The organism is Pseudidiomarina gelatinasegens, from assembly GCF_004025325.1.
Lineage (GTDB): Bacteria > Pseudomonadota > Gammaproteobacteria > Enterobacterales > Alteromonadaceae > Pseudidiomarina > Pseudidiomarina gelatinasegens.
The window spans coordinates 104,699-122,848 of record NZ_RSFE01000004.1 but is presented as its reverse complement, the minus strand read 5'-3'; the positions used below and the strand labels follow the sequence as shown (position 1 = coordinate 122,848).

Genomic DNA, 18,150 nt, shown 5'->3' with positions numbered 1-18,150 from the left:
GATACCTTCTGGTACAATGGCCAGCGATTTTTTCCTGCAGCAATGAGAATTTCATGCGACAGCAAAACCAAGACAACCGACTAACACCCATAGAGCGGCGCGCCTCCGGTGCTTTAGCTGCTGTGTTTGGATTACGTATGCTGGGCCTGTTTTTGATCATGCCCGTTATTGCAATTTATGGCCAACAGTACCCAGATTACACGCCGTTACTGATTGGTCTTGCCATTGGTGCATACGGTTTAACCCAAGCCTTGCTGCAGATCCCTTTGGGCATGCTGTCTGATCGAATCGGCCGCAAACCTGTTATTGTCGGCGGCTTAATTCTATTCGCTTTAGGCAGTTTAGTGGCGGCATGGGCCGATACCCTTGTTGGCGTTGTCATTGGTCGCGCGTTGCAGGGCACCGGGGCGATAGCTGCAGCTATTTTGGCACTTGCGGCCGATATCACGCGCGACTCGCAGCGCCCAAAAGTTATGGCAACTATTGGCATGTTTATTGGCCTATCGTTTGCCTTGGCGTTAGTACTCGGGCCGTTACTGGGTGCACAAATAGGGCTGTCCGGCCTGTTCTATTTTACAGCTGTGAGCGCAGTGTTCGGTATTGTGGTGTTATTGGCGGCCGTACCAAGTGTGTCGCAGAAATCAGCGCGGGGCGACTTAATCCCGCTTTCGAGTGAATTAGGGCAACTTTTTAAGAATCCGCAACTGGCTCGTCTTAATTTTGGTGTGCTGGTATTGCACTGCGTACTTACCGCATTTTTCGTGGTGGTACCGCTGCAATTGATGCGCGGTGGTTTGGCTGCGGATGAACATGCGTGGCTTTACCTGCCAACGCTATTATTCTCGTTTGCTTTAATGATACCCATGTTAATTAGAGCTGAGCGGCAACGTCAGCAGCCGCACTATTTCCGTGTTGCGATTGCTTTGGTTGCTATTGCGGTAGGTGTTATCGCATTTGTGCCGGCGCATTGGGCGTACTTGGCTATTGCTGTTGTATTATTTTTTACTGGGTTTAACTTCCTTGAAGCAACGTTGCCGTCTTCGTTGACGCGCTTCGCACCTGCAGGCCGAAAGGGCAGTGCCAGTGGAATTTACTCAACCTTTCAGTTTTTAGGGGCGTTTATTGGCGGTGCCGCCGGCGGCTCAATTTACCAACATTTTGGGCTTTTAGGTGTTGGGATTTTTTGTGTGGTGCTGCTACTATGCTGGTTCGTGGTTAGTTTTGGCATGCAGCCTCCACCGCAGCAACAAAGTGTCAGTTATACCTTGCCGAAGTTGTCGGCAGCACAGTCAGATGGGCTTGCCGAGCAGCTCAGTCGCGTTACTGGCGTGGAAGAAGTGCGCATAGTCGCAGCAGAACATACGGTGTATTTAAAAGTACACAAAACAGATTACAATGATGCGGACGTAGAGGCGCAGTTAGCGCCGTACAGAACATAAGAATATTGAAGGAGCAGATGGCATGGCCAGTCGCGGTATAAATAAAGTAATTCTCATCGGTAATTTAGGCGCTGATCCAGAGGTGCGCTACACACAAAATAATACTGCCATTGCAAACTTGTCAATTGCGACTAGCGAAACATGGAAAGACAAGCAAACCGGCGAGCCGCGCGAGCAAACAGAATGGCACCGTTGTGTCGCGTATCGCCGGTTAGCTGAAATCGCTGGTGAGTACTTGAAGAAAGGCTCAAAAGTCTACGTAGAAGGGCGTTTGCAGACACGTAAATGGCAGGGCCAAGACGGCGTTGAGCGCTACACAACTGAAATCGTAATTAACGATCTGCAAATGTTAGACGGGCGTCCCGGTGGCGGCCAAGGCGGTGGCCAAGGTGGCTATGGTGGCGGACAACAAGCTGGCGGTTTTGGTGGTCAGCAAGGCGGCCAACAAGGTGGTCAGAAGCCAGCAGCTCAGCCGGGTGCTCAACAGCGCCAAGCGCCTGCGCAAAACTTCAATCAACAGCCGGCCCAACAGCCGAAGCAAGAACAAGAACCGTTCATCCCAGATCAAGATTTTGATGACGATATCCCGTTCTAGCCTTTTACGAAAGCCCCTTTTTAGGGGTTTTTTTTATGGGGGAAGAAAGTAAGCGAGCGCCGCCGAGAAAATTATTTTATGCCGTGCTCGGCTGCCACAGTATCAAAATATTCCAACGCTTTTTTTGCGTAAGCGCGTTTTTCAATGTAATCGCCAGCAAAAAAGTTTTTCTTAAAGCCATAGGCAACCATATCTTTTAGCCGCTTCAACGGGACATCCACAGCGCTTAACGCCAGTTCATACTCTTGGGTAACCGTAGTGCGCGAAACCAATCGGTTGTCCGTACAAATAACGGTGGCAAGACGGTGATTGAACATATGCTTGAAGTTGTGATTGCGAACATCGCCGATATCCGGATTCGTCTGCAAATTACTGGTAATACACACTTCTACGGCAATACGTCGGTCAGCAATAAACGAGGCCAAGCGTCGTGCATAGTCTTCTTTATCAGATATTTTCGGGTCTTGAATCATTTCGGGCGAAAACAACGAGTAGCCGTGGCCGAGTCGGTCGGCATAGCACTGTGTTAAAGCTTCAAAAATACTTTCGGCGCCATATGCTTCGCCAGCGTGAACCGTTTTCAGCAAGAAGTTTTGGTGCGCATATTCATAAACCTCTTTGAAATCGTGCGCCGGGTAGCCCATTTCTTGTCCGGCAATATCAAGGCCAACTATTGGCAAACCTTCTTCATCGCGTAAGCGCACACTGGCACGAATCATTTCCATGGCAGCAGTTTTGATAACTTGCTTTGGCTCATGGTCGCGCAACATTTGAAATAACTGCGTGTAATAAGGTGAGAAGCCTTTTTTGCCGAACATGCGCATGGCGCAATTAATGATGCCATAGTCAAACGGAGGCTTATGCCCTTCGCGCACAGCTGTTTGCGAATTGTATTCATGTTTAGCGCGCGCAAGGCCCTTGTTAGTGGCATGCATAACCGTATCAAAATCAATACCGCGAGCTGGGTCCATCATCAACTGTGGCGCGAAACGCGCTTCGATGTAAATAACGCCTTCGGCAAGGTTGTCTTGCGCTAATTCGTAGGCTGCTTGTTCAAGGTTTTCCATGTCGCGCAACACCGCACAGGTGTACTGAAAACCATTCAAGTACTCGCCTAAATTCTGGTAGGACTCTTTAAATACCAGATCATACAAGCCATCTACCGTGTAGGATGGCAATTCAACGCCACTGCGCTTGGCCATTTCAATTAAACCTTGTGGGCGTAAACTGCCATCTAAATGCAGATGCAGGTCAGCTTTTGGCATGGCTTTTAGAAAGGCGTGGGAGTATGTTGTGGTCATTGACTTCTCCTTGATTAAGTTGACGAAGTATACCATTTAACTGCAGTTATTCGAACGCTAACACTTGTCGTTACTTCCAAAAACATAGACACTTATAACGATTAAACTAACGATTAACGGAACCTATGGCTTCACTTTATTTTACCTACTCGGCAATGAACGCTGGCAAGAGCACTTCATTGCTGCAAGTGGCACATAACTACGAAGAACGTGACCAACGCGTTCTGCTATTAACGCCATCGATTGACGATCGGGCGGGGCATGGCCGTATTGCATCGCGCCTCGGAATTGACCGTGAAGCATTGGCATTTTCAAATACGACCGACTTAGCAGCGCTGATTGACGCGCGGCACCAACGTCAGCCTATAGACTGTGTGCTAATTGATGAATCACAGTTTCTGACCGAAGCGCAAGTTTGGCAGCTCACTGAAGTGGTTGATCGTATGGATATTCCAGTCATGTGTTACGGCATTCGCAGCGACGCTTTCGGCAAGGCTTTTCCGGGCAGCGGTGTTTTATTGGCGGTGGCAGATAAAGTTGCGGAAATGAAAACCATCTGCTTTTGCGGGCGTAAAGCAACCATGAATCTGCGTATTGATGCACAAGGTAACGCCGTAAAAGAAGGGGACCAGATAGCCATTGGCGGCAATGATCGTTACATCTCTTGCTGCCGTAAGCATTGGAAAGAAAAGCTCGACTGGTAAGCATTATCGGTGCCCTAATTACCCGAAATCAAAAAGTTACTTTGCGTAATCACGTCAATGATCTAGATAAAAGTCTGCTACTATTTGATACAGAACAATAATCAACCTGTTCGGAGAGTCGATGAAGTCAGCACCGGTACCAAACAATGAATTGGAACGTCTGCATTTGCTGCACGAGCTCGATATCTTAGACACCGAGCCGGAGCCGATATTTGAAAAAATAACACTGATGGTCAAGCAGTTATTCGGTGTTGAGACGGTACTGATTAGTCTGATTGATAGCGATAGACAATGGTTCAAATCCAAAGTTGGCTTCAACGCAAGTGAAACACCGCGCGAAGTTTCCATGTGTGCCCATGCCATAGCACAGGGTTCAACCATGGTTATCAACGACACACGAGAAGATCCGCGCTTCATTGGCAACCCGCTTGTTACCGCCAGTGGAGGGATACGTTTCTATGCTGGCGCTCCTATTGAGATAGCTCCCCAAACTTATATCGGCACGCTCTGTGTCATTGATTCAAAACCGCATGTATTTACTGCGCAACAACAGCAATGGCTGGAAACCTTAGCCGAGTGGGTCAAGAATGAGCTGCTCGGGCGCTTTGCTATGAGTAACTACGAGCAGGAGCGTCAGGTATTGGCGCAAGGTCCAGTAGCAGCAGTGGTTTGGCAAGTTGAACCGGAAGCGCACCTCATTTACGTGGCGGAGAATGTTGAGCGGGTGCTGGGTTATTCAGAGACTTATTTGCTCGACCCCGAGGTGCGCTATGAAACCATCGTGCATAGCGCCGATAGACAAGAATTATTAAAACGCATGCAAGCAGTTCTTGATGGTAAGCAAGAGTCGTTAGAAATTGAGTACCGCGTGGTTACGCCATCACAAGATATCCGTTGGGTGCATCATTTCGCCCGGGCTGACCGTGATCACAGCGGGAAAATTGTGCGAGTGCGCGGTTATTTGCATGACAGTACCAAGCGTAAAAATTTAGAATTGAGTTTACAGCACGCCAATCAAAGCATTGCTATGGCGCTTGAAGCCGGAAACTTAGCCACCTGGGAATGGTATTTGTTTGACCAGTGGGTCGAGGTTGACCACACCTGGGAGGAACTGTTGGGGCGCGATGAGACTTATGCGCGCAACAACAAATGGGCTGAACTCATTCATCCGCAAGACTATCAACGTGTGCGTTCAGCGTTGCAACAACACCTCAAAGGCAAATCAGAGCGTTTCGAGTCGCGGTTTCGTCTTTTACATGCAGACGGTCATTATATCTGGCTGCACAGCATTGGTAAGGTTATCGAGACAAATGAACAAGGCTTAGCTCAGCGCATGGTCGGTATTCATCATGACATTACATCTGAAGTCATGAATGAGCAGCGCCGTCGTCAGCAAGAAGCCGTATTGAGTTTGGTCAGCTCGGTGCAGCATGAGTTTTTATTTGTAAACGACTTTAGTGAAGTCTGTGATGTTGCCCTGCCAAAGTTAATGGAATTAACCGACAGCAAAGCTGGGCTAATTGGTGAATTACCGGATAATTCGCGATCACGAAATATGTTGTGGTTACACGGCTTACGTATTCTCGAGGACGAAACAAAAAATTCAGCCTACCAAAAATTAATTAAGCAAGGCCTCGATGTTGAAGTAAGTGGTGAATTGGCGCTGCACGTTTTAGTGCGCGGTGAACCGCAATTGTGTCCCAACCCCGTGCAACCCGAGGAAGCAGTCTTTCACCCACTTGAATTACCCGAGTTGAAAAACGCCCTTATTTTGCCGCTTTATTTCAAACAACACGTGGTGGGTATGTTGCTGCTCGCAAACTCAGAAAATGGTTATCAACGTGAGCAGTTAGCCACCTTGAAACCGATGCTGAACACGCTTGGTACCTTGATGCATATACGGCGCATGGACGAAGAGCGCCAGTTCGCTGTGGATGAACTGCGCCGTATGGCGACCATTGATGAGCTGACCCAAATTGCCAATCGTCGTGTGTTTATCGAAGCTGCAGAGCAGCGATTTGTTGAACAGCAGCGCTATGACATGCCTGTAAGCGTTGCAATTATCGATTTGGATCATTTTAAAAAGGTGAACGATTCATTTGGTCATGCCGCGGGCGATAAAGTGCTAAAGCAATTCACAGACGTTGCCAAAGAAGTGCTACGAGATGGTGATTTGCTGGGGCGTCAGGGGGGTGAGGAGTTTGGTATTTTACTGCCACATGCAGATATCAATCAAGCCATGCTGGCTGCTGAGCGTGTTCGTGATGCCATTGAAAAAACTGAATTTTCATGGGACGGCAAAGTTATTCCGGTATCGATTAGTATCGGCGTGGCGCAGCTGATGGCAACCGATAATGATGTAGACAGATGGTTCGCTCGCGCAGATAAGGCTCTTTACCAAGCAAAATCTGAAGGTCGTAATCGCTGTATTGCCGCAGACGAGGTATAATGGCGGTGAAATAACCATCGAAACACAACTTGAGGTAGATATGCAGGTTACTGAGCTAACAATCCCAACGCCCGACGATTGGCACCTTCATCTTCGCGACGGTGAGCTGTTAGCCACCACAGTTCCTGCCACAGCAGCCGTGTTTGGGCGTGCTGTAATCATGCCTAATCTTGTTCCACCGGTTACCTCTGTCGAGCAGGCTCGCGCTTACCGTGAACGTATTGAGGCCGCGCGGCCTGCCGGTAATTCATTTGAACCGCTGATGGCTCTTTATCTGACTCAAGATACCAACATCGAAACGGTACAAGCGGCTGCAGCCGATCCGCATGTTATTGGCTTTAAACTTTATCCATCTGGCGCCACCACAAACTCTGCGGCTGGCGTGACCGATGTAAATGGGTTGGATGCGGTATTTGCTGAAATGGCAAAACTGCAGGTGCCCTTATTGGTTCACGGTGAAGTAACGACAGCTGACGTTGATATTTTTGACCGAGAAAAAGTATTTATAGACAATTACTTACGACCTCTTTTACAACGTCATTCAACCTTAAAGCTGGTGCTTGAGCACATTACCACCGCCGATGCCGTGGCCTTTGTCGAAGAGCACGGTAACAATGTTGCCGCCACCATTACTCCGCAGCACTTGCTGATGAATCGTAATCATCTTTTGGTGGGCGGTGTGCGCCCACATAATTATTGCCTGCCGATACTGAAGCGTCGCGAACATCAGCTAGAGCTGCGTCGTGCAGCAGTTTCCGGAAGCCCTAAATTCTTTCTCGGAACAGATTCTGCGCCGCATGCCCAGTCGAAAAAAGAGACCGCTTGTGGCTGCGCTGGTTGCTACTCAGCCCCAGCAGCGTTACCGTTGTATGCAGAGTTTTTTGAACAAATGGATGCGCTGGATAAACTGGAAAATTTTGCCAGTGGTTTTGGTGCAGATTTTTACGGTTATGCGCGCGCAACATCAACAGTAACCTTGGTGCGCAAACCTTGGCGAGTTCCAGAATCTCTCTCAACTGCGGTGGGACCCATGGTACCGTATTGGGCTGGCGAAACATTAAATTGGCAGCTAGAATAAAGTTAACGTAAAAACAACAAGTGGCTGAATAATTTAACAAGCTAGAAATTCCCCTCAAGTCGTGGTCTTATAACGGCTTGAGGGATAAAATAATAACTATAATAAAAGTATAATTTAAAAAGGGAAATGACATTGATTCGTTTGTGGCGCGCTAAACACAACAATCGCCTAGTGCTTACGTACGCGTTGGCATCGGGATACGTGTCGCTTGCAATCGCTGAATTTGGCGATAATGACCCTGAGCACGCTCCTGCCTTGATTGTGTCTGATCATATTGAAGTTACGAATGGCGACTCTGCCGCCGCAATTCGGGAGTTGTCCAATAGGTATTCGCGTTATACCAAGGGTAGCCCGATGGCAGTGGTGATTTTGGGCCCGTCGGTATATCAAAGCGTGCAGTTAGAACGACCGAATCTTCCAGCCGAAGAAATTACTCAAGCATTGCGCTACAACCTGCGCGATTTAGTGTCGTTGCCGCCAACTGATATTGTGGCGGACTATTATGATGCGCCCGTGCAATTGGCAGGACAAGACAAGATTAATGCCATTGTGGCTGACCGCAAGGTGTTGCAGCCGGTATTAAACGAGATACATCAGGTTACCGAAAATATTCTTGGCATTTTCTCTGAAGAACAAGCTATCGCACAGTTGTTCACTGACCAAAATGAGCCAGCGGTAGTTGCTTACCAACATGATCTAGAGCCAGCATTATTGCAGGTGTACGCGCAAGGCAAGCTGCAGGTGAACCGGGTGGTTCGGAGTCTTGAGCAACTCTCGCAGTTAGGCGCCGATGAAATTGACCTTGGCGGTGCATCGCCGTTAAGTGTCGAAGTGCAGCGCTCAGCAGATTACTTTGAACGCCAGTTACGACAACGCCCGATTCGCGAGCTTATTATCGCTGTGGGGTCAAAGCATCGCCAAAGCATCGCCAAACAACTGAATCAAGATCTTGGGCTCGAATCACGCTGGGCGGAATACCCTGCGTGGGCGCAAGAACTCGCGGTGGGCGATTTTTCTGACTTTCCAGTGCTTGGCGGTGTGATGCTGGCGCAGCAATTGCGAAATGCAAAGCAGGTAGCCGCATGAAGCATTTAGCGGACCTGTATTTAAGCGAGCTTCAACCTAGCCGAGAAAAACTCACATTTAATCGTGTTGTGGGTGCGACCGCGTCACTGTTGGTGGTTGCGGTGGTACTGGGCATCGGTATCCACTTTTGGGCGAGTCAGCAGCAGATTAACACGCAGCGGGCGGCTCATGCACTGAGCCAAGCCCAGCAGCAACTCGCAGCGAAACAGCAGCAGTTGCGCGCGGCAATGAATAATCCAGATGTTGAACAACGCATTGAGCAAACCGAGTTACAGCTGGGGCAACGCCAACGTTTGCTGCAGCAAATGCAGCAGATTACTGAAAGTAGCCAGGTTAGTTTTGCAACTTTACTCAATGAACTTGCTCAAGCCGACGTTGAAGCAATTTGGCTGCAGCGTATTCTGGTGACAAATAGTGAACTTACGTTGCAGGGTAAAACCGCCAATGCAAGTGCACTGCCGGTTTGGCTTGCGAGCTTTTCGAACTATCCATCATTAAGCGGTCGCCAATTTGGTGTGTTTGAACTGCGCGATAATGCTTCATCAGGTGTATTAGATTTCACCGTGGGCAGTTTGCAGCACAGCAGTTTATTAAGCAGTCAGCCAAGCCGTAGCGCAGGAGCAGCGCAATGAAAGAACAATGGCTGCTGTGGAAAAATAAATTTGAGCAGGTTGACGTGAAACGACGCCGCATTTGGTTTGTGGTTGCGTTATTTCTCATCGTGTATTTAGGTTTTTGGTTTGGCGTGCGTCCAGCACTTGAAGTGATTCAAACTGAGCGGACGCAACAGCAACGTCAACAAGTATTGATTGAACAAATCGAGCGGGAAGTGGCGTCCGTTGAAACGCGCTTGGCGGGTGACCCGCAAGCGGCGCAGCGAAGCCGGCTGGAACAGTTGCAACAACGTTTGGTTCAAGTGAACCAGCAACTGAATCAAGAAGCGAATTATGTGAGTGCGGCGGATAACCGAGCCTTGCTAAAAGCGTTGCTGAATCAAGCGCGCGGTGTGAAAGTTGTGTCAGCGCAGGCGTTGCCTGCTGAGCAAGTTTATCAAGACACAGAAACAGCGGAAGCAGCAATTTATCGTCATCGGTTGCAACTGGTTGTTAAAGGCAATTATTTCGCACTCGCAAATTATTTACAGCAACTGGAACAATTAGATTGGTCTTTTTATTGGCAGCGTTTGGATTATAAGGTTCTTCAGGCGCCAGAGGCCGAGGCAACAATAGAAATTTATACCATCAGCTTGGAGCGTGATTATGTGGCGAGTTAGTTTCGCAACATTGTTGATTCTGATGGTGCCTGCGTCGTCGTATGCTCAGGCATTGAGCGACCCTACGGCTCCGCCACGCGTGATTGAACGCAGTGAAGCAGGGGAAAGTTCGACGGAACGTTTAAATTTACAATCAATACAATGGATAGGTACAGAACGTTCAGCTTTGATTAATGGTGAACGGCTTTACCCAGGTGATAAATTGAATAGCTATACGGTTGAAACAATCGAAATGAGTCAGGTTACCTTGCGCGACCAACGAACCAATAAGTTACTAACGTTGCGCCTTTTTGGATTCACAAAAAAGCGCGGCAGTCAGGCAGCTAGGAGCGGTTTATGATAAGAGCGGGCATCATCGTAGTGGCACTGGTTGTGCTCACCGCTTGCGCACACAATCCAGAGCGCAAGCCGGTTGAGGCGCAGCAAGCGCTGCAAGAGCGTGGCAATGTGCGCGCTAACTCGGAACGACCACCGCTGCCCGACTCGGTGCGCGAGAGCTTGGCGAATGACAGCGCGCAACTACGCAACGCGAGCGCTCAATTGCTTGCCGAACCACGCTTTTCAATTGCCGCTAACGATGTTCCCGCAGCAGACTTTTTTGCCGGCTTAACCACAGACTCGCCCTATAACATCGTGGTGCATCCAGACGTTACAGGCACGATTACCGTGAACCTGAAAGACGTCACCCTGACTGAAACACTCGACGTTATCGGCGACATTTACGGTTATGACGTGCGCAAAGAACGCAACATGGTTCGGGTATTTCCAGCAGGCCTGCGTAGTGAAACAATTGCCCTGGATTACTTAGCGTTACGTCGCATGGGGCTGTCGCAAACGAGTGTTAGTTCAGGTGGCGTTAAGGACAGTGACCGCAATAACAATAATCAATATGGCGGCAATAACAATAACAATTTACTCGGCAATCAGGGTGGCGCAAATAATAACCAAGCTTCGCAAAACATGAATGGCATGCAAACGAATGGTTCATCCATTAGCAGTTCGTCTGAAACTGATTTATGGAGTGACCTAAAAGCTATTCTAGAAGGAATTGTAGGTACCGGTGAAGGCCGCCGCGTTGTGGTAGCACCGCAAGCCGGGTTGGTAACTGTTACCGCGTTACCCTCTGAACTACGCGCCGCGCGCGAGTTTATGGCATCAGCCCAACGCCGGTTGCAACGTCAGGTTATTTTAGAGGCACGCATTGTTGAAGTTGCGCTTAATGATGACTATCAACAAGGTATCAATTGGAACGACTTGTTCAAAGCCGGTAATTCGGTAGGCTCGATCAGCATGAGCGGTTCAGGTGTATCTGCAGGTAGCGTTGGTGGTGTGTTTGGTATGACCCTTAACGTGGGCGACTTTACTGGGGCACTGAGCTTGCTGCAAAGCCAAGGTAACGTGCAGGTGCTATCGAACCCACGTGTCAGCGCAGCGAATAACCAAAAAGCCGTGATTAAAATTGGTGAAGACGAGTATTTTGTCACCAATGTATCAACTACCACGGTTACAGGTACCGCAACAACGTCAACACCGAATATTGAACTGACACCATTTTTCTCAGGTATTTCATTAGATATTACCCCGCAGATTAGTGAAAACGGCGACGTGATTTTGCATGTCCACCCGTCAGTAGTTGAAACCACCGAACAAGAAAAAGTGGTGAAGCTGAATAATGACACCTTCGTGCTGCCGCTGGCGCAAAGTAATATCCGTGAAAGCGACACCATTGTTAAAGCGCGTAACGGCGAAATTGTGGTGCTCGGTGGTCTGATGCAAACGTCCTACAGCGATAATGAATCAAAGGCACCACTGCTTGGTGATATTCCGGTACTTGGCAACCTGTTTAAAAGCAAGCGCCGTACAGAACAGAAAAAAGAGCTGATTATATTAATTCGTCCAACTGTAATTGGCGCTGAAACGTGGCAAGACGAACTCGACCGTTCAAGTGAGATCTTGAAGCAATGGTACGGGAACTGAGGCCGCTATGTATCAAAAGCATTACGGCTTAACAGAACTGCCATTTACGCTAACCCCAAATACAAGCTTTTATTGTGATTTAGAGGGCCACCGTGCGGCATTAGAAGTTCTGTTAACAGCGCTTGAAACGGGTGAAGGCTTCATCAAAGTTGTTGGTGAAGTGGGCACTGGTAAAACGCTGTTATGCCGAAAGCTTTTAAATGAGCTGCCTGACGAGTATGTGACCGCTTACATACCCAATCCGTTTTTAACGCCCGAAGAACTTCGTGCGCAAATTGCGCGTGAGTTACAAGTGGACATCAGTGATGCCAGCAGCCAGCAATTAGTCACGCAAGCGATACAACAACGGTTGCTGGAAATTAACGGTGAAAAACGCACAGTGGTTATTGTGCTCGATGAGGCACAAGCGCTACCGAGTGACTCTCTTGAAGCTTTACGACTGATTTCTAACCTAGAGACAGAAAGTCGAAAGCTGCTGCATATTGTTTTGTTTGGACAACCTGAACTGAATGAACGTTTAGCTGCCCGGGAGCACCGGCAATTGCGCCAGCGTATTTCATTTAGCTATTACTTGCAGGCCATGACCGTTCATGAACTGGCTCGGTATATTTCGCATCGGCTACATATCGCCGGTTACAAAGGTGCGCCAATTTTTAATGGTAAGGTTGTAACCATGCTGCACCAAGCAAGTCGGGGTATTCCGCGATTGGCAAATGTGTTGTGCCACAAAACGTTACTGCTTTGCTACGGCGAAGGGGTTCACCCAGTGACTGCGAAGCATGTTCGCATGGCCGTTGATGACACCGAAGATGCGACATTACCTAAGCCAACGTGGCCTTGGTGGCTTGCGGCTGGAATTTTGTTCGCTGGCCTTGCGGCTTATGGTTATAGCCAAAACTGGTTTGTGGAGGCATGGTCATGAGCGTGATTAATCGCATGTTGCGCGACCTTGACCAGCGGCAGCAACAGACCAAGAACCAAACCTACACACCTGCAGCAGTTGCACCTCAACCCATTCATTGGCTGTGGATAGTCGCGATTGTGGTTATCAGTGCGGCGGTGATTGTTGGCGCATTAAATTTATGGTGGATGTACTCCGCCGACAAAGCAACGCCAAATGAGGGCGAGCAAATTGTTGGCGTGCAGCCGGTGCCAAACCAGCAAACTTCAATCGCAACGTTACCGAAGTCTGAGCCAAAACCTGAGTCAAAGCCGGCAGCCGAAAAACCGAAGCAAGCCCAAACGATTGTGGATGTTCGCGCGCTTGAGCAAATTCAAGAGCAATCCGCTGAGGCCGAGCCCGTAAAACAAGAGCCCGCAAAGCAAGAGCCGGTAGCGATTGCGCAACCCAAACCCAAGCCTGAACCTGCAGAAAAAGAGAGCTCATTTGCAGTGACGCGGGTTCAACTGTCACCGACTGAGCTTGCTGAAGTGAACCTAGCGAAAGCGCGTGAAGCCTTGGAAAAAGGCGAACAAGCACGTGGCCAGGAATTGCTTGAAAAAGCGCTGATGGTAAAACCCGATCACGTCATTGTCCGGTCGGAGCTAGCCGCCTATTGGTACGGCCGCGGCATGACAACACGAGCGCTGACATTATTGCAGCAGGGGCTGGATATGAAGCCCCAGCAAAGTGAATGGCAATTGCTGTACGCGCGCATGTTGGAGCGTATTGGGCGTGTTGAACAAGCCTATACAGCATTAATCACGATTGATTTGAACGCCACCGAAGTACAGGAATTATTAAAACTACGTGCCGCTGCTGCCACCCAGTTGGGTTACTTCAATGAAGCCGCTGCAGACTATACGGCGCTCGCAGCTGAGTATGGCGAGCAGCGTTGGTGGCTGGCAGCCGCAGTTGCTTATGAAGACGGCGACAACATTGACGCTGCAGTACGGTGTTATCGACAAGCCTTGCAATACCCTGAACTCGGCAATGATGCTCGCGCCTATATCGATCAGCGCTTAGCTGTGTTGGAGGGCTATTAACATGCGTCCACGCTTAAAAATGCGTCTTGGTGACTTACTCGTTCAAGACGGCATGATCAGTGAAAACCAATTGCAGCAAGCATTGGCTGACCAAAAGCAAAATGGCCGTAAGTTGGGTGTCACCCTCATTGATTTAGGGTTTATTGCGGAACACGACCTGCTCGAGTTTTTAGCGCGTCAGCTCAACATTCCGTTAATTGAACTTGGCGACCGCAAAATATCCGAGCAGGTCGTCAATCTAATTCCAGAAGTGCAGGCGCGTCGGCATCGAGCGTTAGTGATTGAAGCCGATGAAAAAACTGCGTTGGTGGGTATGAGTGACCCTGCAGACCTGGCTGCTGTTGATGCAATATCTCAGTATATTCAGCCTCGTGATTTAAAGCTTGCGGTTGTTCCAGACGCTGACCTGCTCGAGGCATTTGATAATTTATATCGCCGTACCAAAGACATCGCCCAGTTTGCGAAAGAACTACAAACGGAAACCCAAGACGGCGCCGAATTTGATCTCGGCGCATTGTCGTTAGATGACGACGATGACGAGGCAACGGTTGCGAAGTTATTGCAATCGATATTTGCCGACGCGGTCCAAGTGCGTGCATCAGATATTCACATTGAGCCCGATGATCGCGCCTTGCGGATTCGCATGCGCGTTGACGGGGTATTACAAGAAAACGTATTGACCGAGACAAATATTGCGAATGCCTTGTTATTACGCTTGAAGCTAATGGCCGGGCTCGATATTTCAGAAAAACGTATGCCACAAGACGGTCGATTCAATATTAAGGTGCGCGATCACAGCATTGATGTGCGGGTGTCGACCATGCCGGTTCAGTTCGGCGAATCCTGTGTAATGCGTTTACTCGACCAGTCCGCTGGGTTGTTGCATCTTGAGCAAACGGGTATGCCCGACCACATATTAGAGCGTGTGCGGCGTTTGATTCATCGCCCCTATGGTATGTTGATTGTAACTGGACCAACCGGCTCGGGTAAAACCACCACCTTGTACGGCGCACTTAGTGAGCTTAACCAAGCTGAGAAAAAGATAATTACCGTTGAAGATCCGGTTGAATATCGGTTGCCGCGAATTTCTCAGGTGCAAGTAAACAGTAAAATCGGCTTAAGTTTTTCCAACGTGCTGCGTACGGCTTTGCGCCAAGATCCTGATGTGATCATGGTGGGTGAGATGCGTGATCATGAAACCGTAGAAATAGGTTTGCGTGGTGCAATTACCGGTCACTTAGTGTTAACCACATTGCACACCAACGACTCCATTACCAGTGCCCTGCGACTTATCGACATGGGCGCAGCGCCTTACTTGGTTGGTGCTGCATTACGCGGCGTGTTAGCGCAGCGTTTGATTCGCCGCGTTTGTGAAAACTGTAAAGTGGCGGACAGCCCTGAGCCTGCGGAGTTAACTTTGTTGCGGCGCATGGATTCGAGTATTCCAGTTGACGGTTCTGGTTTTGTGCGTGGCAAGGGTTGTCGCAGTTGCAATCACACCGGCTACAAGGGCCGAATTGGTGTGTTTGAATTATTAGAAATGAACGAAGCCATGATTGACGCGTTACGTGACAGCAATATGCGTGAATTTGCACAAGCCGCCCGCCAGTCTGAGGGCTTCAAACCGCTCGCAAGTGTTGCACTCGAATATGCGCGTCAGGGTGTCACGTCACTTGATGAAGTGTTATTCCTGGCTGAAACTGTCGAAGAGAAAGAATTACGGATAACACCGCCGACAGTGGAGGGGCTCGATGGCTAACTTCAAGTATCGCGGTCGTGACCATGGTGGCGCTATTGTTCAGGGAACCGTTGAAGCAGCCAATGAAGGCTCTGCCGCAGAAACGTTGTTGCGCCGTGGCGTCACGCCTCTTGCGATACAGCCCGATAGCATTGGCGTGAACGAACCGCCAAAACGAAAATTATTTGAGCCGCGTATCACCAGTTCGGATTTGATTGTGTTTACGCGCCAAATGTACGCATTAACAAAAGCGGGTATCCCGCTGCTGCGAGCTATCGACGGCCTGGCTGAAAATACCAGTAACCGCCGGTTTGGCAAAATACTAAAAGACATCGTTGAGCAGTTAGAACGGGGGCGTCCGCTTTCTAGCGCTATGGCATCGCACCAACGCGTTTTTCCGCGGCTGTTAGTGGCGATAGTTCATGTGGGTGAAAACACTGGCGAGCTGGAAGGCGCTTTTTTGCAGCTTTCTGAATATTTAGAAAAAGAACAAGAAACCCGCAAAGCAATCAAAGCCGCCATGCGCTATCCAACATTTATCTTGATGGCTCTGGTTGCTGCTGTCGTGATCATTAATATTTGGGTGATTCCGCCGTTTGCACAAATGTTCGCTAATTTTAATGTGGATCTGCCGTTACCAACCCGAATTATCCTGGCCACATCGAACTTCTTTGTGAATTGGTGGCCAGCTATGTTAGTGGTTACTGTGGTTGCTATTGGTGCCGCCATAAATTATGTAAAAACCGCAGCAGGAAAATTGAAGTGGGACCAGTGGAAAACCCACATGCCGGTGGTCGGTGACATTATCATGCGCTCATTGCTGGCACGTTTTGCTCGAACTTTTGCGGTTATGCTGCAGTCAGGTGTACCGCTAACTCAAGGCTTAGGCTTGGTTGCGGAAGCAGTTGATAATTCGTGGATGAGCAGACGCATTAATGACATGCGACGGAATATTGAGCGTGGCGAAAGTTTAACGCGTACAGCCCGAAGCAGTGAGCTATTTACGCCATTGGTATTGCAAATGATAGCTGTTGGCGAAGAAACGGGCCGAGTTGATGAAATGCTGTTTGAAGTTGCGGGCTACTATGAGCGCGAAGTGGACTATGATCTGAAGAGCTTGACCGCGCGAATAGAACCGATCATGTTAGTATTTGTTGCGATTATAATAACTGTTATGGCACTCGGTGTGTTTTTACCGATGTGGGAGATGATGGATGCCTATCGCGGTCGTTAAAAAAAACAAATATTTTACAATATTGAATAACCATTAATATTTGCGTGGTTTCTCGATAAAAATGATAATAAACACACGGGGAATAAGGGATGCAAGCAGTGCAAACTAAAACAACAACGAACCAATCAGGCTTTACCCTGATTGAACTGATTATTGTGGTTGTCATTCTTGGTCTGTTAGCAGCCTCAGCTTTACCGCGCTTTACCAGCGTGACAGCTGACGCAGAAGACGCAGCCCTAGAAGGTGTTGCCGGTGGCTTTGCCAGTGCGGTGGGCCTTGTGCGTGCCGAATGGGAACTGCGAGGGCGACCACAAGGTAACGTTGATGGCGCTGGCGCTGTTGTTATTATGGACGGCATTACCGTGAATGTTGATGGCAGCACCGGCTACCCAGTAAGCGGTGACGACAACCTCAATGCCCACGATTTAAATATTACCGGCGAAGATTGCCGCACTATGATGCAAGCCATTTTGCAAGGTGCTCCAACCGCCACCACCAGTTTTACCCTGTTGGGTGAAAACCGTTACTACGTGACCCGCGAGAGTAACGGAACCAATGATATTTGTGTGTACTATTTAGCAAATACCATTAAAAACTTGGCCGCCGCGCCAAGTGGCACCGACTATCTATCCGTCGGTAACGTGTTTGTTTACAACCCACGTACCGGTGGGGTAAGTATTTTTAGCAATAATTAGTTTATACTTCGGGGAATACTCCTACTTTTTTTAAAAGGGAATGCGTTATGAAAACACAAAAAGGTTTCACACTGATCGAACTGATCATCGTTATCGTGGTACTCGGCATTTTAGCCGTTACTGCCGCGCCACAATTCTTCAACTTCTCAACTGACGCCCGCGAGTCAACGCTAAGCGGTTTGAAAGGCTCAATGAACGGCGCTGCTGACTTGGTATATGGCAAAGCTGCTATCGCCGGTGTTGAAGGCGACGCAGATGACGGCGCTACGCCAACAGCTGGATACGTTTTGGTGGATAGTATTGAAGTGGTTTACGGGTATCCGGCAGCAACTGCGGCAGGCATTACTGCTGCGTTGAATATTACTGCTGCTGATTGGGATATTGCGTACACAGATAACGCCGACATTGGTGTAACTGCAAACGTAGTTCGTTTCGCTCCAGCAGGTACCACACCAACAGCTACCTTCGATGCGGCAGATCACACTACAATTACTGAGTGTTATGTTGAGTACACTGATGTGACTACCGATGGCGCACGCCCAACAATCACCGTTACGACAACGGGTTGTTAATTCACTTATTGATACAAAAAGCG

Annotated in this window: 17 protein-coding genes; 16 read left to right on the top strand and 1 reads right to left on the bottom strand. The window is 48.9% G+C overall.

What is annotated here, in order from left to right:
* Window positions 1-53 precede the first annotated feature (53 nt).
* Together EGC76_RS06590 and ssb are read left to right on the top strand one after the other, a co-directional pair.
* Window positions 54-1,439, top strand: a complete 1,386-nt coding sequence (locus EGC76_RS06590) for an MFS transporter (RefSeq protein ID WP_128352211.1) — start codon at window positions 54-56, stop codon at window positions 1,437-1,439.
* A gap of 22 nt (window positions 1,440-1,461) precedes the next feature.
* Window positions 1,462-2,034 carry a single-stranded DNA-binding protein gene (gene ssb, locus EGC76_RS06585; RefSeq protein ID WP_128352210.1) on the top strand — a complete coding sequence of 191 codons (573 nt, stop codon included), beginning with the start codon at window positions 1,462-1,464 and terminating at the stop codon, window positions 2,032-2,034.
* Between the two features lie 71 nt (window positions 2,035-2,105).
* Here ssb and EGC76_RS06580 read toward each other — a convergent pair whose 3' ends face one another.
* Window positions 2,106-3,335 (bottom strand): adenosine deaminase family protein, encoded by a 1,230-nt coding sequence (locus tag EGC76_RS06580; protein ID WP_128352209.1) that lies wholly within the window; start codon window positions 3,333-3,335, stop codon window positions 2,106-2,108.
* A gap of 125 nt (window positions 3,336-3,460) precedes the next feature.
* Between EGC76_RS06580 and EGC76_RS06575 the strand changes: the two genes are divergently transcribed.
* From EGC76_RS06575 to EGC76_RS12050, 14 genes are all read left to right on the top strand, one after another.
* Window positions 3,461-4,039 carry a thymidine kinase gene (locus EGC76_RS06575; RefSeq protein WP_128352208.1) on the top strand — a complete coding sequence of 193 codons (579 nt, stop codon included), beginning with the start codon at window positions 3,461-3,463 and terminating at the stop codon, window positions 4,037-4,039.
* Window positions 4,040-4,160: 121 nt separating this feature from the next.
* The gene (locus EGC76_RS06570) at window positions 4,161-6,488 is read left to right on the top strand and encodes a sensor domain-containing diguanylate cyclase (RefSeq protein WP_128352207.1); all 2,328 of its coding nucleotides are present in this window, start codon (window positions 4,161-4,163) and stop codon (window positions 6,486-6,488) included.
* A 40-nt stretch (window positions 6,489-6,528) separates the two neighbouring features.
* Complete coding sequence (pyrC, locus tag EGC76_RS06565; protein ID WP_128352206.1) at window positions 6,529-7,566, top strand: dihydroorotase; 1,038 nt, start codon at window positions 6,529-6,531, stop codon at window positions 7,564-7,566.
* A 126-nt stretch (window positions 7,567-7,692) separates the two neighbouring features.
* On the top strand, window positions 7,693-8,652 hold the full coding sequence (locus tag EGC76_RS06560; protein WP_128352205.1) for a hypothetical protein: 960 nt from the start codon (window positions 7,693-7,695) through the stop codon (window positions 8,650-8,652).
* On the top strand, window positions 8,649-9,284 hold the full coding sequence (locus EGC76_RS06555) for a PilN domain-containing protein (protein ID WP_128352204.1): 636 nt from the start codon (window positions 8,649-8,651) through the stop codon (window positions 9,282-9,284). The genes EGC76_RS06560 and EGC76_RS06555 overlap by 4 nt, the downstream gene beginning before the upstream one ends.
* Complete coding sequence (locus EGC76_RS06550; RefSeq protein ID WP_128352203.1) at window positions 9,281-9,925, top strand: hypothetical protein; 645 nt, start codon at window positions 9,281-9,283, stop codon at window positions 9,923-9,925. The genes EGC76_RS06555 and EGC76_RS06550 overlap by 4 nt, the downstream gene beginning before the upstream one ends.
* Window positions 9,912-10,265 carry a hypothetical protein gene (locus tag EGC76_RS06545; RefSeq protein WP_128352202.1) on the top strand — a complete coding sequence of 118 codons (354 nt, stop codon included), beginning with the start codon at window positions 9,912-9,914 and terminating at the stop codon, window positions 10,263-10,265. The genes EGC76_RS06550 and EGC76_RS06545 overlap by 14 nt, the downstream gene beginning before the upstream one ends.
* Complete coding sequence (mshL, locus tag EGC76_RS06540) at window positions 10,262-11,902, top strand: pilus (MSHA type) biogenesis protein MshL (protein WP_128352201.1); 1,641 nt, start codon at window positions 10,262-10,264, stop codon at window positions 11,900-11,902. The genes EGC76_RS06545 and mshL overlap by 4 nt, the downstream gene beginning before the upstream one ends.
* 7 nt (window positions 11,903-11,909) lie before the next feature.
* A complete protein-coding gene (locus EGC76_RS06535; RefSeq protein WP_128352200.1) occupies window positions 11,910-12,824 on the top strand; it encodes an ExeA family protein in 915 nt (304 codons plus the stop codon).
* A complete protein-coding gene (locus tag EGC76_RS06530) occupies window positions 12,821-13,888 on the top strand; it encodes a tetratricopeptide repeat protein (RefSeq protein WP_164876808.1) in 1,068 nt (355 codons plus the stop codon). The genes EGC76_RS06535 and EGC76_RS06530 overlap by 4 nt, the downstream gene beginning before the upstream one ends.
* A gap of 1 nt (window position 13,889) precedes the next feature.
* A complete protein-coding gene (locus EGC76_RS06525; protein ID WP_128352198.1) occupies window positions 13,890-15,647 on the top strand; it encodes a GspE/PulE family protein in 1,758 nt (585 codons plus the stop codon).
* Window positions 15,640-16,860 (top strand): type II secretion system F family protein, encoded by a 1,221-nt coding sequence (locus EGC76_RS06520; RefSeq protein WP_128352197.1) that lies wholly within the window; start codon window positions 15,640-15,642, stop codon window positions 16,858-16,860. The genes EGC76_RS06525 and EGC76_RS06520 overlap by 8 nt, the downstream gene beginning before the upstream one ends.
* A gap of 89 nt (window positions 16,861-16,949) precedes the next feature.
* Complete coding sequence (locus tag EGC76_RS06515) at window positions 16,950-17,555, top strand: type II secretion system protein (RefSeq protein ID WP_181950952.1); 606 nt, start codon at window positions 16,950-16,952, stop codon at window positions 17,553-17,555.
* 47 nt (window positions 17,556-17,602) lie between these two features.
* The gene (locus EGC76_RS12050) at window positions 17,603-18,127 is read left to right on the top strand and encodes a type II secretion system protein (protein ID WP_128352196.1); all 525 of its coding nucleotides are present in this window, start codon (window positions 17,603-17,605) and stop codon (window positions 18,125-18,127) included.
* Window positions 18,128-18,150 lie beyond the last annotated feature (23 nt).